Genomic DNA, 16,808 nt, shown 5'->3' with positions numbered 1-16,808 from the left:
GATCTGCGTGCAACAAAAACTATGAAGAATATAAAAAACATATTACTCCTCTTTTGTCTTTTAGTAGCTTTTAGTTCTAATGGACAAATTACCGCTGACCATTTAAAATGCGAAATGGCAGAAAATCCATTGGCAGTAATTCAAAATCAACCTAGATTAAGCTGGCAATTGGTTTCTACAGCATCGAATGTGTCGCAAACTGCGTATCAGATTTTGGTAGCTTCTTCCGAGAAAAAATTACATGATAATGAAGGAGATGTTTGGGATAGCGGAAAAGTGATTTCAAATAAAAATCTTCAAATAAGTTGCAAAGGAACTGCTTTAAAAAGCGAAACCAAATACTTCTGGAAAGTTAAAGTTTGGAATCAAAAGAACAAGTCTTCCAATTGGAGTAAAACAGCTTCTTTCAGAATCGCACCCTCGGAATCCGATTTGAATCCAACTTGGATTGGCGCGATTACAAAAGCAAACAGTCATTTGCCGGAAGGCAGAAATTACCATACGGCGACTTTCAAAAAAGAGAAAAAGGAAGCCATAATCAATGCTTCCGATTCTCTGGCACGCAGAAGTATTATGCTTCGCAAATCATTCGCGGTCACCAAAGAAATCAAGGAAGCCGTGGTTTATATTTCGGGTTTGGGACATTATGAATTGACTATAAATGGAAAAAAAGTTGGCAATAGCGAGTTTACGCCGTTGTGGACTGATTATGACAAAACAGTCAATTACAATACCTATGAACTTAAAGCTGATGCCTTGCAAAAAGGAGAAAATGTAATAGGAGTGCTGTTAGGAAACGGAATGTACAATATGGTTGCCGAAAGGTATGCCAAGTTCTTTGTGAGTTTTGGCCCGCCAACTTTATTTTTCAAGATGAAAGTGGTTTATAAAGACGGTTCTACAGCCATTATAAAGTCTGATGAGAGCTGGAAATACAGCAAAAGCCCGATTACTTTCAATAGTATTTTTGGAGGGGAAGATTACAATGCTAACTTGGAACAAAAAGGTTGGGATAGTAAAGGATTTAATGATTCAAATTGGAAAAAAGTAGTCGTTCAGGAGGCTCCAAAAGGGATTTTGGGAGCGCAAACTGCAACGCCAATTACCATACAAAAAAAGTATGAGGTTAAGGAAGCAAAAGAAATTAAACCAAACACCTATGTTTTCAATATGGGACAGAATCTTTCCGGATTTACAACCATCAAAGTCAAAGGAAAAAAAGGTCAAACAGTTCGCGTTTGGGTAGGTGAAAGCTTGAATGAAGACGGAACGGTCGGACAGGGAAAAACAGGGAAACCGTATTATTATGATTATACATTAAAAGGTGACGGCATAGAAGAATGGCAACCAAAATTCAGTTATTATGGTTTTCAATATGTTCAGATGGAGAACATCAATTATAAAGGCACCAAGAATGAAAATTTCCCGACACTTTTAGATTTAAAATCTAATTTTATATACAATTCTGCGGGTGAAGCAGGAACTTTTGAATGTTCCAATGACATCTTCAACAAAACGCACGAATTGATTAACAATGCCATCAAGAGTAATTTTCAGAGTGTGTTTACCGATTGTCCTCAACGTGAAAAATTAGGATGGTTAGAGGAAATTCATTTAAACGGACCAGGTTTAATGTTCAATTATAATTTGGAAAGCTATATTCCCAGTTCGATGCAAAACATTGCCGATGCCCAAAGAGAGAACGGTTTGATTCCGACTATCGCTCCCGAGTATGTTGTTTTTGGAGGTGATTTCACCGATTCTCCGGAATGGGGCGTAACTGGCGTTATTTTGCCTTGGATATATTATCAACAATATGGAGATGCTTCCTTATTGGAAAAATATTATCCCGTAATGAAAAAATATGTCGATTATTTAGGGACAAAATCAATCAATCATATTGTTTCACACGGATTGGGCGATTGGTACGATTATGGTACGCATCCAGCGGGTTATTCAAAAAACAGTCCCATTGCACTTTCGGCAACTTCTCATTATTATTATGGGACACATTTGTTGGCAAAAGCAGCAAAATTATTGAACAAAGGAGGTGATATTGCGAAATACGAAACACTGGCTTCTGATATTAAAACGGCTTTCAATACCGAATTTTTCAACAAAGAAACCAAACAATACGGTACGAGTAGTCAGTTTAGCAACGCTGTTCCTGTTTTTATGGATATTGTAGAACCGCAATACAAACAAGCGGTGATGGATAATTTATTGGAAGATATTAAAGCCAAAGGAGATAGATTGACTACAGGAGATGTTGGGAACCGCTATTTATTTCAAGCTTTGGCTCGAAATGGTGAAAATGAAATGATGTATAAAATGAACAATCATTATGATGCGCCGGGTTATGGTTTCCAAATAAAATTTGGCTTGACCACCTTGACTGAGCAATGGGATCCCCGTAAAGGAAATTCCTGGAATCATTTTATGATGGGACAAATTGAAGAATGGTTTTACCAAAGTTTGGCCGGAATTGTTTCAGATGATGAAAATCCTGGATTTAAACATTTCTTTATCCAACCGGAAATGGTGGGCGACATGACTTTTGTAAAAGCAAACTATAAATCAATTTATGGTAAAATCACTTCCGAATGGGAGAAAAAAGATGGAAAATTATTCTTGAAAATTGAAATTCCAGCCAATACATCGGCGACAGTAAAATTACCAGTTGAGAGAAATACGAAAATAAAAGTAAATGGAAAATCCCTGGAAAAATTGAAATTAGATTTGGGTTTTGATGCGAATCAAAAGAAAGCTACTTTGAAATTAGGTTCGGGAATTTATACAATAGAATGCAAATTATAAAGAATATAGAATTATGAATACCATTAAAAACATAAAGCGTGCGGTACTAGTTTCAATTTTCGCATTGCTATTTTCCAATGTTCAAGCACAAACTTCAGATGAAAATTTCAGAAAACCGGTTACGGAAACCATCAAAAAGATTGAAACTATTTTTCATATCATCATTACGGATGATAGAGGTTTATTAAAAGGAAAAGAACTGGACTATGCCGATTGGAGAATTGAACAAGGCAATTTGGAAGTTTCTTTGGCCAATGTTTTAGTTCCTTTTGAGTTGACTTATTTCAAGCAACCCGATGGAAGTTATCTGGTTCGAAAATTTGAAAGTCATAAAGTTTCTGTTGATAAAGGAAAAGAACGTCTGGATTTTTTGACCAATTTATATCCAAAATTATCCGATTGGGAAGCGAGAAAAAAAGAATTGAAAGCTTGTATGCGCACTTCATTTGGTTTGGATAAAGCACCACCTATGCCAAAATCAAAACCAATTTTAACTCCAAAAAGGATTTACAAAGACTATAGTGTAGAAAATATTGGGTTGGAAATCCTTCCGGGAGTTTACGTGACCGGTTCCATATACAAACCCTATCCTTTAAATAAAAAAGCGGCTATTATTTTAACGCCTGATGGACATTTTGGAGACGGAAGATATAGAAACGATGAGCAACACCGTTGCGCCATAATGGCCAAAATGGGCGCAATTGTAGTGAGTTATGATTTGTTTGCCTGGGGAGAATCCTTGCTCCAATTTCCGGAACAGACACACCGAAATAGTATTGCATCGACGGTTCAGGTTTTAAGCGGAATACGGTTGTTGGATTATTTAGCAACGATTAAAAATGCTGATGTTTCTCGCGTTGGCGTTACGGGAGGTTCCGGTGGCGGTTCGCACACGATGTTTTTGGCAGCTTTAGATGACAGGATTACGGTTTCTGCTCCCGTTGTAATGGTTTCGTCCCATTTTTCTGGAGGTTGTCCCTGCGAAAGCGGTCGTGGCATTCATTTGTGTGGCAACGGAACCAATAATGCTGAAATCTCGGCAATGATGGCACCAAAACCACAATTGATTGTTTCGGATGGAAAAGATTGGACGCTGGCTGTTCCAGAATTAGAATTCCCTTTTATCCAACGCACTTATGGTTTTTATGATAAAAAAAATCTAGTGGAAAATGCTCATTTTCCTAATGAAGGACATGATTTTGGAGTTTCAAAACGGATGGCTTTGTATCCGTTTATGGCCAAGTATTTAGGTTTGGATTTAAATAAAGTGAAGAATGCAAAAGGCGAAATTGACGAATCAACCTGCGTAATGGAACCCAAAGAAAAAATGTTTGTTTTTGGCGACAAAGGTGAAAAATTACCGGCCAATGCCATAAAGGATATTAACAAGTTATATGAAATGTTTGGAGAAAAAAATCATAAAGTATATGAAGTTAAGAAATAAAATTGCCAGTGTTTTTTTCGGGATACTGTTTCTTGTTGGAGTCCAGAATATAACTGCACAAACCACAGGGGAACTAAAACTTTGGTATGATAAACCGGCTGCCATTTGGAACGAAGCGTTGCCTTTGGGGAATGGTCGTTTGGGCGCTATGGTTTTTGGCGATCCGGCAGTTGAACGTTTGCAAATCAACGAAGAAACCATTTGGGGAGGTTCGCCAAACAGCAATGCGCATCCCAATGGATTGAAGTCTTTGCCAATAGTGAGGCAATTAATTTTTGATGGAAAATACGATGAAGCCCAAGCTTTGACCGACAAAGAAATGATGTCGAAAACCAATAACGGAATGCCCTATCAAACTTTTGGGAGTGCCTATATTTCGTTTCCGGGGCATCAAAAATATACCAATTATTACCGAGATTTAAACATTGATAATGCTACTGCAAAAGTAAAATACACCGTCAATGGAGTAGAATTTACAAGAGAAATATTGGCTTCGTTTTCAGATCAGGTTATTGTAGTAAAATTGTCGGCAAGCCAGCCGGGAAATATTACCTGTAATGTGTTTATGAACAGTCCGTTTGACAAAACAGTTCCTGCTACCGAAGGAGATCAAATCGCATTGTCCGGAGTTTCAGGCACCTTCGAAGGACAAAAAGGGAAAGTAAAATTTCAAGGAAGAATTCAAGCCAAAAACAAAGGCGGTGAAGTTACTGCAAGCAACGGAATCATTAGCATCAACAAAGCCGATGAGGTGACGCTATATATATCAATTGCCACTAATTTCAAAAATTATCAGGATATCACCGAAGATGAAGTGGCTAAAAGTAAAGCCTATTTGGCGCAAGCCATTACCAAAGATTTCGGAACTATAAAAAAAGCGCACGTAGCCTACTATCAGAAATTTTTCAATAGAGTTTCTTTAGACTTGGGAACAAATGAAATTGCGAAACAAACGACAGACGAAAGGATACGAAATTTCTCGAAACAATTTGATCCGCAATTGGCGTCATTGTATTTTCAATTTGGACGGTATCTTTTAATTTCGAGTTCACAACCGGGGGGACAACCCGCCAATTTACAAGGAATTTGGAATGATATGCTTTCTCCTCCTTGGGAAAGTAAATACACAATGAACATCAATGCCGAGATGAATTATTGGCCGGCTGAGCTAACTAATCTTTCTGAAATGCATGAGCCTTTTATTCAAATGGCAAAAGAATTAAGCGTCACAGGACAAGAAACCGCCAAGATGATGTATGGAGCAAATGGTTGGGTGTTGCACCACAATACCGATATTTGGCGTATAACAGGGCCAGTAGATTTTGCTACTTCGGGAATGTGGCCTTCAGGTGGTGCTTGGGTCTGCCAAGATTTATGGGAAAGGTATTTGTACACAGGAGATAAAAAATATTTAAAAGAAATTTATCCCATCATGAAAGGTGCGGCTACTTTCTTTCTTGATTTTATGGTTGCTGATCCCAAAACAGGATTCCTCGTGGTGGTGCCATCCAATTCTCCCGAACACGAACACTTTGGTGGTTCTGGAAAAGCAACTCTTGCAGCAGGGACGACTATGGACAACCAATTGGTTTTTGATTTGTTTAGCAATGTGATTGCAGCAACAAAAATAGTTTCGGAAGAGGGTGCATTTGCCCAAAAATTGAGTCAGGCATTGGCTAAAATGGGACCCATGAGAATTGGAAAATACGGTCAGTTACAAGAATGGATGGAAGATTGGGACAACCCGGAAGACAAACACAGACATATTTCTCATTTATATGGTTTGTTTCCAAGCAATCAAATTTCGCCTTTCAAAACTCCGGAATTGACACAAGCGGCCAAAACTACTTTGGCGCAAAGAGGCGATGAATCTACAGGTTGGTCTATGGGTTGGAAAGTAAATTTTTGGGCGAGATTATTAGACGGAAACCATGCCTATAAATTATTACAGGATCAGTTGCATTTGGTTACGCCGGAGCAACGTAAAGGAGGGGGAACGTATCCAAATATGCTCGATGCGCACCAACCGTTTCAAATAGATGGGAACTTTGGGTGCACCGCAGGAATTGCCGAAATGTTGATGCAAAGTCAGGAAGGGGCGATTCAATTATTGCCTGCTTTGCCTAGCGTATGGAAAGATGGTTCTGTGAAAGGACTGGTTTCAAGAGGTGGTTTTGTAATCGATATGGTATGGAAAAACAATACAGTTTCGACTTTGAAAATTTATTCAAAAATTGGAGGGAATTGCAGACTGCGATTAGAAAATACTTTGCGTGGCAGCGAGGGAATCCAAATTAAAAAAGCAAAAGGAAAAAATCCAAATCCGTTGTTTTTGGATGTGAATGTCAAGAAACCAATCATTTCGGAAAAAGCAGTTATCAAAACAGTGGAATTACCAAAGTACAATGAATATGATGTGGAAATGAAAGCGGGAGAGACTTTTACTTTTTATGGGAATTAAATACAAAAAGCAAGTCTAGTTTGTCATTCCGACGCAAGAGGAATCACACAAGTTGAGCACGCACTGTTGTGGAATATTGGATGTGTTTTCTACATCGAAATGACAAAAACAGGAAAAAAAAAGATCAAACCTAAAAGGTCAAAAAAGAGCGTTCAGGAGTAGAAATTGAATAAATGTTGTTGTGTCCGCGTGAGTGATGGCAGTGGAGCTCTTTTTTTGAGAGGCTTTTTTTGCCGATCAAAAAAAAGCAGGAACGTACAGCACGACCCGAAGTTTTTCACGAAGGGTCACGCCCAAATAAATAAAATAATTTGAATATGTTACACCATTTTAAATACAGAATAATTGCTTTCGTAATCTTGATGGCTGCCTTGAATAGCGGCTGTAAATCCGGGGCACATTCCAAGGGATCGGCTGTCATCTTGAAAGCCGATAATTTCAAGCATTATGTGGATTATTTCAACACGATGGAAGACGAGAATTTGAAATTTGCGATTCCGAATGACAGTGCTTGGGTTTGGATGAAATCCAATATTCCGTTGTTTGAATGCCCACAGCAAAATTTTGAAGAAATTTATTATTTCCGTTGGTGGAGTGCGCGCAAACACATCAAGAAAACACCTCAGGGATTTGCGATTACAGAATTTTTGGTGGACCGTTCGTATGCCGATAAATACAACATGATTAGTTGTGCATTAGGGCATCACATCAATGAATTCAGGTGGGTGCATAATCCGGAATATATCGAGCAAGACGTTCATTTATGGTTTAGAGGCCAGGATGGCAAACCGATGAAAAAACTGAGAACCTTTAGCAGTTGGACAGCAGATGCCTTGTACAATCGGTATTTGGTGAATAAAGATGATAAATTTCTGTTGGATATGTTTCCTGATTTGGTGAATGAATATGCGGCTTGGGAAGGCGATAGAAAACGAAAAGATGGATTGTTTTGGCAGTTTGACGTAAAAGACGGAATGGAAGAATCATTAAGCGGGGCAAGAAAATTCAGAAATGCACGTCCGACGATTAATAGCTATATGTTTGGAAATGCAAAGGCTTTGGCGAATATAGCCAAGATAAAAGGGGATGTAAAACAAGAAAGTTATTTCACTGCAAAAGCCGATACGCTTCAAAAATTAGTGGAAACCAAATTATGGAATCCTAAAAATACTTTCTTTGAAACCTTTACCGAAAAAGATACGTTAGCGCAAGTAAGAGAAGCGATTGGGTTTATCCCTTGGTATTTCAATTTGCCGCAAAAGGATAAAGGATTTGAAAAAGCCTGGGAACAAATTAAGGATGAAAAAGGGTTTTCGGCCCCTTTTGGGTTGACAACTGCCGAGCGCAGAAGCCCTCGTTTTAGAACGCACGGTACCGGAACTTGTGAATGGGACGGAGCGATTTGGCCTTTTGCAAGCTCGCAAACTTTGACGGCTTTGGCTAATGTTTTGAATAATTATAATCAAAATAGCGTTGGTAAAACGGATTATTTCAAGCAGATGGATCTGTATGTACAATCACAGTACTATCGCGGGAAACCTTATCTGGGAGAATACTTAGACGAAACGACAGGTTATTGGTTAATGGGCGACAGGGAACGAAGCCGTTATTACAATCATTCAACTTTCAATGATTTAATGATTACCGGAGTAGTGGGATTACGACCTAGAGCAGATGAGAAAATAGAGGTGAATCCATTAATTCCACAAGATAAATGGGATTGGTTTTGTTTGGATAATGTGTTGTACCATGGAAATATCATCACTATTCTTTGGGATAAAACAGGGGAAAGATACCATAAAGGAAAAGGGTTTAAAATTTTCAAAAACGGAAGGGAAATTGTTGCTTCAGAAAAACTGGAGAAATTAGTGTCGGAATAAAAAAAATGGACCGAGCCTACGGCTCTTTTTATGATGTTTCGCATTATAAACTGGACTAAAGTCCAGCCCTACAAAATAATCCGAGCCGATGGCTCTAGAACATAATGTAAGTTCCGTAGGAACGGGACATATTGTAGCGACGGATTTTAATCCGTTGGATGTAGGAACGGGACAAATTGTAGCAACGGATTTTAATCCGTTAAAAATTAAATTATAAATAGAATCATGAAAAAAACATTTCTATATACATTCATCTTAATTGCATCGCTCTGTTTTTCTTTGGCGAAAGCCCAAAATAAAATCAGCGTCAAGAATTTGCAATGCGAAATGCTGGTCAATCCGGAAGGAATCGATGTGGTACAACCCCGTTTGAGTTGGCAAATAAAGGCGGATGCTAATGCTGTCAAACAAACAGCCTTTCAAATTATAGTGGCTTCGACTTTAGAAAATCTGAATGCGAATAAAGCCGATTTATGGGATAGTGGAAAAGTAGAAAGCAATGAATCTGTCAATATTATTTATAACGGAAAACGATTAGAAAACAGACAAAATGCGTTTTGGAAAGTAACCGTTTGGACGAATAAAGGAGAGATTAAATCGAATTGGAGTGCTCATTTTAGCATTGGAATTTTAACCTATGCGGATTGGAAATCGACGCGTTGGATAGGATATGATAAAGTATCTCCTTTGGATAGTGTAAGTCAGTTCGCCAGGTTGTCAGCTCGTTATTTAAGGAAAGAAATTGATTTAAAGAAGCCAATTAAAGAAGCCAAAGTCTATATTATGGGGATGGGCTTGTATGAGTTGTATATCAACGGAAAAAAAATTGGCGATCAGGTATTGGCTCCCGTTGCAACAGACTACACCAAAAACGTAAAATACAATGTTTTTGATGTGACTTCTCAATTGAAAGAAGGCAAAAATATGTTGGGAACGATTTTAGGAAACGGACGTTTTTTTGCGATGCGTCAGGATTACAAACCATATAAAATAAAATCATTCGGTTTCCCAAAAATGGCGTTGCAGTTATTTATTGAATATGCTGATGGAAGCAAAGAAGTAATCAGAACAGATGATACCTGGAAACTAACCACTGACGGACCTATTTTGTCCAACAACGAATATGACGGAGAAGAATACGATGCCCGCAAAGAAATGAAAGATTGGAACAGAACCAATTTCGACGATAAAACTTGGGTAAATGCCAGATACGTGCAGGAACCGGGCGGTTTTTATGAAGCCCAAATGACACCGAATATGAAAATCATGGGCGAAGTAAAACCACTTTCGATAAAAACTACTCCAAAAGGAACTTACATTTTGGATATGGGGCAAAATATGGTGGGCTGGTTGCAACTGAAAGCAAAAGGAAAAAGTGGCGATCAAATCACGATGAAGTTTGTCGAATCTTTGCAGGCTGACGGTTCGCTTTATATTGCCAATTTGCGGGATGCTAAAACAACGGATGTTTATACGTTGAAAGGCGAAGGAGAAGAAATTTGGGAACCTCGTTTTATATTTCACGGTTTCCGATTCGTAGAAATTTCAGGTTATACCACCAAACCAACATTGGATAATTTCATAGGGAAAGTGGTGTATGACGACATCAAAACAACTGGAACTTTTGAATCTTCGGATGCCACGATGAACCAAATTTTTAAAAATGCCTATTGGGGAATCAGGGGAAATTACAAAGGAATGCCAATTGATTGTCCACAACGAAACGAGCGTCAGCCTTGGTTGGGAGACCGAACAACGGGCGCTTATGGCGAAAGTTTTTTATTCGATAACCAAACTTTGTATGCCAAATGGCTGGATGATATTAAATATTCCCAAACCCAGGATGGAGGATTACCTGATGTGGCACCGGCATTTTGGCGTTATTATGGCGATAATGTGACTTGGCCGGGAACGTACATCACGGTTGCCGATATGTTGTACCAACAATTTGCCGATGCAGCAGTAGTTAAAAAGCAGTATCCATCAATGAAAAAATGGATGACATATATGGAGGAAAATTATTTGCAAAACGATTTAATGGACAAGGATAAATATGGAGATTGGTGTGTTCCACCGGAATCATTAGAATTGATTCGTTCCAAAGATCCGACTCGCTTAACGGATGGTGGATTGTTATCGAGTGCCTTTTATTATCAGCTGTTGGGAATAATGAAAAAATTTGCCAAAATCGCGAATGCTGAAGCCGATATTGTACATTATGAGGATTTGTCAATAAGAATCAAAATAGCATTCAATGCGAAATATTTGAATGTTGCAACAAACAACTACGCTAATAATACCGTGACGGCAAACGTATTGCCTTTGGCTTTTGGTCTGGTTCCTGAAAACTTAAAAGAGAAAGTATTTCAAAGTATGGTTCACGAAGTTGAGGTTACTAAGAACGGACATATTAGTACCGGTGTCATTGGAACCCAATTTTTGATGCGAACCTTAACGAATTTTGGAAGAGGAGATTTGGCTTATAAATTGGCTTCAAACAAAACCTATCCAAGTTGGGGTTATATGGTAGAAAATGGAGCGACAACCATTTGGGAATTATGGAACGGAAACACCGCTGACCCAACAATGAATTCTCAAAATCACGTGATGCTTTTGGGTGATTTGTTGATTTGGTATTATGAAAATATGGCGGGAATCAAGAGCAATCCCGAAACTCCGGGTTTCAAGCAAATCATTATGAAACCTGATTTCAAGGCTGGATTGACTTATGTAAATGCTTCTTACGAATCAATTTACGGCCTGATTAAAAGCGATTGGAAGACAAGCAAAACCAATTTAGTTTGGAAAATTATCATTCCAGCTAATTCATCGGCCTTGGTGTATTTGCCAACAACGAATGCTTCGGATGTGAAAGTAAATAATGAAAAAGTTTCAAAATCCTGTAAAATAGAAAACAACAAATTGGTGCTTGAATTACCATCGGGATCTTATCAAATAAATACAAATAATATAAAACAATAGTAATGAAAACCTTAAAGACAACCCTTCTCCTTTTAACCGTACTACTTTTAGGAAGCTGTAAATCTGCTTTGGAAAAAAAGACTTGGAAAGAAGGAATTTTAGTAGATGAATTTATATATGATAAGGCACCTTATCCTTCTTGTCATGCTGTAACCATTGTGGAAGCAACTAACGGAGATTTAGTGTCGTCTTGGTTTGGCGGAACTGCTGAAAGAAATCCTGATGTTTGTATTTATGTAGCTATCAAACCAAAAGGAAGCGATAAATGGGGCGAAGGAGTGAAAGTGGCTGATGGTGTAATGAAAGAAGGGCCAAGATTACCAACGTGGAATCCTGTTTTGTACCAAATTCCGGGTGGAGATTTGATGTTGTTTTATAAAATTGGACCGAAACCATCAGAATGGTGGGGAATGTTAAGAAGGTCTTCTGATGGTGGAAAAACTTGGTCGGAAGCGGAGAAAATGCCTGACGGATTCTTGGGGCCAATCAAAAACAAACCAGTTTTATTGAGTAACGGAACACTATTGCTTCCTTCAAGCATCGAAGGTGATGGCTGGCGTTTGCGTATGGAATCGACTCCCGATTTTGGAAAAACTTGGGTTATGGGAGATACTTTATCCAGAGGAAAACAAAAAATTAATGCCATTCAGCCAAGTATTCTTTTTCATAAAGATGGAAGTATTCAGGCCATTGGAAGAACCAGAAATAGAGCTATTTTTAGCACGTTTTCAAAAGACAACGGAAAAACTTGGTCGGATGTATCTTTGATTGGTTTGCCAAATAATAACTCCGGAACCGATGCCGTAACGCTTAAAAACGGTAAACACTTATTGGTTTATAATCACGTTTTGCCTCCTGGGGATTTAGTCAAAGGACCAAGAACACCTTTGAATCTTTCTATTTCTGACGACGGAATCAATTGGAAAGCGGTATTGGTTTTGGAAGATTCGAAAATTAGCCAATATTCGTATCCATCGATGATCCAGAGTTCAGACGGAATGGTGCATATCGTTTACACCTGGAGAAGAGAAAAACTGAAATACGTAAAAATCGATCCAACAAAATTAAAAGCCCTTCCTATCAAAAACGGAATTTGGCCTGGTGATGAAAATAAAGAGGTAAAAGCCGTTAAAGCGGAAGAAGAATAGATTTAAAAATTAACCATTAAGAAAGTTAAGTTTTATTAAGTATCACACTTAATTTTCTTAATGGTAAAAAATATACTATGAAATTAATTAATTTTCAAAGGAGCCTAATCATTGTGATGCTTGTTGTTTTATCGGGAGCATTCAATAGCGAAGTTTCGGCTCAATCATCAAAAAAGCAACGCTACAAAGTGGCAGTTTGCGACTGGATGATTTTAAAAAGACAAAAATTGGGTTCTTTTGCTTTGGCTGCCGAAATAAAAGCAGACGGAATCGAACTGGATATGGGAGGTTTGGGAAACAGACCTACATTCGACAGCAAATTAGGCGACCCGATTGAAAGACAAAAGTTTTTGGATAAATCTAAAGAAACAGGTGTCGGAATCAGTTCCATCGCGATGTCAGGATTCTATGCACAGTCATTCGCCAAAAGAGATTCGATCACATTGATGATTAATGATTGTGTTTCAACAATGAAAAACATGAAAGTTAAAGTTGCTTATTTGCCTTTGGGTACAGAAAGCGATTTAACAAAAAATCCGGAATTACATCCAATAATTATCGAAAGATTAAAATGGGCAGGAAAACAAGTAGGCAAAATAGGTGGTGTCATTGCCATCGAAACTTCACTAAACGCTACCGAAGAGAAAAAACTGTTGGAAGAAATTGGCTGTAAACACATCAAAAGTTCTTTTAATTTTGCGAACGCCGTAGATAATGGAAGAGACATCGCAGCCGAATTGAAGATTTTAGGCAAAAAACATCTGGCTCAGATTCACGCTTCCACAACAGATAACGTTTGGTTAGAAAACGATAAAAATGTCGATATGCCAAAAATCAAAAAAACGCTGGACGAGATGAACTGGAAAGGCTGGCTGATTGTAGAACGTTCTCGTGATGTGACTCAAGTACATAATGTAAAAGCGAATTACGGAGCTAACGTTGCATATTTAAAACGCATTTTTCAGAATTAAAAAATTAAATGCCACGAAGGCACAAAGCCACAAAGAAAATTTAAGTTCAATGGTTTTAATAAATTATTGACTTTTAAAAACTTTGCGTCTTTGAGACTTTGTGGCAAAACAAAAATCACAATACAATGAAATATTTAAGCATATTTTTTTTAGGATTATTTGTCACTTTTGCATCAGCGCAAAACATCACCATCGTTCGTGATGCCAAAGCACCAAGAGCGCAATATGGTGCCGAAAAACTATCAGAAACCGCAACATCAAAAGGCTTCAAAATAACTTTTGCAGACAAAACGCCTAAAAAATCAAAAGATAAAGTAATCGTTATTGGCGAAAAAGGAACTGATTTTTGGAAGCAAAACGCAAAAAACGCTAAAATCGACGACAGCCAACTAACAAAAAAAGAGGGTTTTCAAATCCGCACGCAAAAAAACATCATTTTCATTGAAGGAACCGATGCAACCGGAGCTTTGTACGGCGCTTTGGAATTGGCAGACCGAATCAAAACTTCAGGTGAAATTCCGTCAGAAATTAATATCGATGACAGTCCCGAAATGGTTTTGAGAGGCTCGTGTATCGGAGTTCAAAAACCGGTGTATCTTCCGGGAAGAGACGTTTACGAGTATCCATACACACCGGAATCTTTTCCTTGGTTTTACGATAAAAAACTGTGGACAAAGTATCTGGATATGATGGTTGACAACAGACTAAATTCACTGTATTTATGGAACGGACATCCGTTTGCCTCTTTGGTAAAACTAAAAGATTATCCGTTCGCATTAGAAGTAAGCGAAGAAGATTTCAAAAAGAACGAAGAAATTTATAATTACCTAACCGTAGAGGCGAACAAAAGGGGAATCTGGGTGATTCAGATGTTCTACAATATCATTGTTTCCAAGCCTTTTGCGGAGCATTACAACATCAAAACACAGGATCGTTCACGTCCGATTACGCCTGAAATCGCTGATTACACCAAAAAATCAATTACCGCTTTTATCGAAAAATATCCAAACGTAGGATTGTTAGTATGTTTGGGGGAAGCCATAAATACTATCGACGATGATGTCGAATGGTTTACAAAAACCATCATTCCGGGAGTTCAGGATGGTATGAAAACCTTGGGAAGAACTGACGAACCACCAATTATTCTTCGTGCGCACGATACCGATGCGCCTTTGGTAATGGAAAAATCGCTTCCGTTGTATAAAAATTTATACACGATGCACAAGTACAACGGAGAGTCCTTGACAACTTACACGCCTCGTGGCCCTTGGGGAGAAATTCACAAAAAGTTGAGTTCGTTGAATTCGGTACACATTTCAAACGTACATATTTTGGCGAATTTGGAACCTTTCCGATACGGGTCACCGGATTTTATCCAAAAAACGGTTCAGGCAATGCATAATATTCACGGTGCCAATGCGCTGCATTTGTACCCGCAATCATCCTATTGGGACTGGCCTTACACGGCAGATAAAACCGATAAGCGATTGTTGGAAATGGATCGCGATTGGATTTGGTACAAGGCTTGGGCAAGATATGCCTGGGAAAGTAAAAGAGACAGAACTGCCGAAATCCAATATTGGGACAAACAATTGGCGGATAAATTCGGAACTGATACAGAAGGTGCAAATAACATTCTGAAAGCCTACGAAGAAGCCGGAGAAATCGCTCCAAAAACATTACGACGTTTCGGAATCACCGAAGGAAATCGTCAGACTTTATTATTAGGAATGTTCGAAAGTCAATTAGTAAATCCAGCCAAATGGAGAGTTTACCCTGGATTCCACGAATCGTGCGGGCCAGTGGGAGAATTGCTTTTGGAATACGCCAAAAAAGAATGGAACAAAGAGCCGCACGTTGGGGAATTGCCAACGCAAATAATAGCCGAAATCACGCAACACGGAAAATTAGCCGTTGAAGCTATTGATAAAGCCGAGTCAAAAGTGACCAAAGACAAGGAAGAATTCCTGCGCCTGAAAAACGATATGCACGCTTACAAAGCCTTCGCCGATTTCTTTTCGGAGAAAGTAAAAACTGCTTTGCTGGTCTTGCGTTACAGCTATTCCAACGAAATTGCCGATTTGGATAAAGCCCTTCCGCATCTTGAAGAAAGCATCAAACATTACGAATTATTGGTGAATCTAACCAAAGATCATTATTTGTATGCCAACAGTATGCAGACCGCACAACGTCGAATCCCGATTGGCGGAGACGACGGAAACAACAAAACCTGGGCAGAATTGTTGCCACATTACGAACGTGAGTTAGCCAATTTCAAGCGAAATATTGCCCTTTTGAAATCTTCAAAAGACGGTAAAATAGAAACGGCAGTAGGCAAGCCTTGGCAAACCGCCGAAGTAACTTTGTTGAGCGCAAACAAAGCAACATATCCAGTGAAAAACGGAACTAAAGTCTATGGCACTCCTATTTCCGAACTGATAAAAATAGCTCCCGAACTGCAAAATCTAAAAGGAATTACCTTCGAGGAAACTGCACAAAATGAGAACGGAACGCATTTGAAATTCAAAAATACCAAAGCCGTAAAACTGGTTGTCGGTTATTTCAATTCCGACCAGAAAAGATTCTTGTTCCCGCCAAGTCTGGAAACTGATGCAGCCGGAAATGCGTACGGTCAAGCCGAAGTAATTTTGGCAAGTGCGATGAATCTGAAAGAATTGCCGCGAGTAAATATCCATACATATACGTTTCAACCCGGCGAAAATAAATTAGATTTGGGCAAAGGCAAAGTTTTGATTTTAGGTTTTATTGATGCGAATCAAACGATTACAACTCGTGATGTTGGGTTTATAGACGAAGGCGAAAAAGGAGCGGTAGATTGGTTGTTTTATTAAGGTGCATTTTTTAATGTGAGCGTGACCCTTCGTAAAAACTACGGGTCGAGCTGTACGTTCCCGCTTTTTTTTGAGGCGAAAAAAATCGCCTCAAAAAGAGCTCCACTGCCATCCCTCACGCAAAACAAGGGAGAATAGAATATTTTGAAGTTAACAGATTTCCTGCAATGTTTTGGAAACCTTACAGGATTGAAATACTAATAGTGAAATTAAAAATTACACTTATCCAGTTTCGGCTCCCTCTCCTTTGGAG

The 16,808-nt window shown here is 38.6% G+C and carries 9 protein-coding genes; all 9 read left to right on the top strand.

Going from position 1 to position 16,808, the window contains the following annotated elements; all coding sequences use genetic code 11:
• Positions 1 to 21 precede the first annotated feature (21 nt).
• The 9 genes from ACNQGG_RS10315 to ACNQGG_RS10275 all read left to right on the top strand — a co-directional run bounded on the left by ACNQGG_RS10315 (position 22) and on the right by ACNQGG_RS10275 (position 16,555).
• A complete protein-coding gene (locus ACNQGG_RS10315; protein WP_417963681.1) occupies positions 22 to 2,817 on the top strand; it encodes a glycoside hydrolase family 78 protein in 2,796 nt (931 codons plus the stop codon).
• A 13-nt stretch (positions 2,818 to 2,830) separates the two neighbouring features.
• Positions 2,831 to 4,261 (top strand): alpha/beta hydrolase, encoded by a 1,431-nt coding sequence (locus ACNQGG_RS10310; RefSeq protein WP_417963679.1) that lies wholly within the window; start codon positions 2,831 to 2,833, stop codon positions 4,259 to 4,261.
• Positions 4,245 to 6,722 carry a glycoside hydrolase family 95 protein gene (locus tag ACNQGG_RS10305; protein ID WP_417963677.1) on the top strand — a complete coding sequence of 826 codons (2,478 nt, stop codon included), beginning with the start codon at positions 4,245 to 4,247 and terminating at the stop codon, positions 6,720 to 6,722. Before ACNQGG_RS10310 ends, ACNQGG_RS10305 begins: the two co-directional genes overlap by 17 nt.
• Before the next feature lie 317 nt (positions 6,723 to 7,039).
• Positions 7,040 to 8,602 (top strand): MGH1-like glycoside hydrolase domain-containing protein, encoded by a 1,563-nt coding sequence (locus ACNQGG_RS10300; protein WP_417963675.1) that lies wholly within the window; start codon positions 7,040 to 7,042, stop codon positions 8,600 to 8,602.
• An 88-nt stretch (positions 8,603 to 8,690) separates the two neighbouring features.
• On the top strand, positions 8,691 to 8,819 hold the full coding sequence (locus ACNQGG_RS10295; RefSeq protein ID WP_417963673.1) for a hypothetical protein: 129 nt from the start codon (positions 8,691 to 8,693) through the stop codon (positions 8,817 to 8,819).
• A gap of 8 nt (positions 8,820 to 8,827) precedes the next feature.
• Positions 8,828 to 11,584, top strand: coding sequence for an alpha-L-rhamnosidase (locus ACNQGG_RS10290; RefSeq protein ID WP_417963671.1), 2,757 nt, complete (start codon positions 8,828 to 8,830; stop codon positions 11,582 to 11,584).
• Positions 11,585 to 11,586: 2 nt separating this feature from the next.
• Positions 11,587 to 12,732 (top strand): sialidase family protein, encoded by a 1,146-nt coding sequence (locus ACNQGG_RS10285; protein WP_417963669.1) that lies wholly within the window; start codon positions 11,587 to 11,589, stop codon positions 12,730 to 12,732.
• 77 nt (positions 12,733 to 12,809) lie between these two features.
• A complete protein-coding gene (locus ACNQGG_RS10280; RefSeq protein WP_417963667.1) occupies positions 12,810 to 13,703 on the top strand; it encodes a sugar phosphate isomerase/epimerase family protein in 894 nt (297 codons plus the stop codon).
• A 125-nt stretch (positions 13,704 to 13,828) separates the two neighbouring features.
• Positions 13,829 to 16,555 carry an alpha-d-galacturonidase gene (locus tag ACNQGG_RS10275; protein ID WP_417963665.1) on the top strand — a complete coding sequence of 909 codons (2,727 nt, stop codon included), beginning with the start codon at positions 13,829 to 13,831 and terminating at the stop codon, positions 16,553 to 16,555.
• Positions 16,556 to 16,808 lie beyond the last annotated feature (253 nt).

Source organism: Flavobacterium esculini, from assembly GCF_048284325.1.
In the GTDB taxonomy this organism is placed as follows: domain Bacteria; phylum Bacteroidota; class Bacteroidia; order Flavobacteriales; family Flavobacteriaceae; genus Flavobacterium.
This window is presented reverse-complemented; position numbering and strand designations above follow the sequence as displayed.

Coding starts and splice junctions, on each gene's coding strand:
- ACNQGG_RS10295 (WP_417963673.1), top strand. CDS start 8,691: ATGGCTCTAGAACATAATGTAAGTTCCGTAGGAACGGGACATATTGTA.
- ACNQGG_RS10305 (WP_417963677.1), top strand. CDS start 4,245: ATGAAGTTAAGAAATAAAATTGCCAGTGTTTTTTTCGGGATACTGTTT.
- ACNQGG_RS10300 (WP_417963675.1), top strand. CDS start 7,040: ATGTTACACCATTTTAAATACAGAATAATTGCTTTCGTAATCTTGATG.
- ACNQGG_RS10310 (WP_417963679.1), top strand. CDS start 2,831: ATGAATACCATTAAAAACATAAAGCGTGCGGTACTAGTTTCAATTTTC.
- ACNQGG_RS10275 (WP_417963665.1), top strand. CDS start 13,829: ATGAAATATTTAAGCATATTTTTTTTAGGATTATTTGTCACTTTTGCA.
- ACNQGG_RS10285 (WP_417963669.1), top strand. CDS start 11,587: ATGAAAACCTTAAAGACAACCCTTCTCCTTTTAACCGTACTACTTTTA.
- ACNQGG_RS10290 (WP_417963671.1), top strand. CDS start 8,828: ATGAAAAAAACATTTCTATATACATTCATCTTAATTGCATCGCTCTGT.
- ACNQGG_RS10280 (WP_417963667.1), top strand. CDS start 12,810: ATGAAATTAATTAATTTTCAAAGGAGCCTAATCATTGTGATGCTTGTT.
- ACNQGG_RS10315 (WP_417963681.1), top strand. CDS start 22: ATGAAGAATATAAAAAACATATTACTCCTCTTTTGTCTTTTAGTAGCT.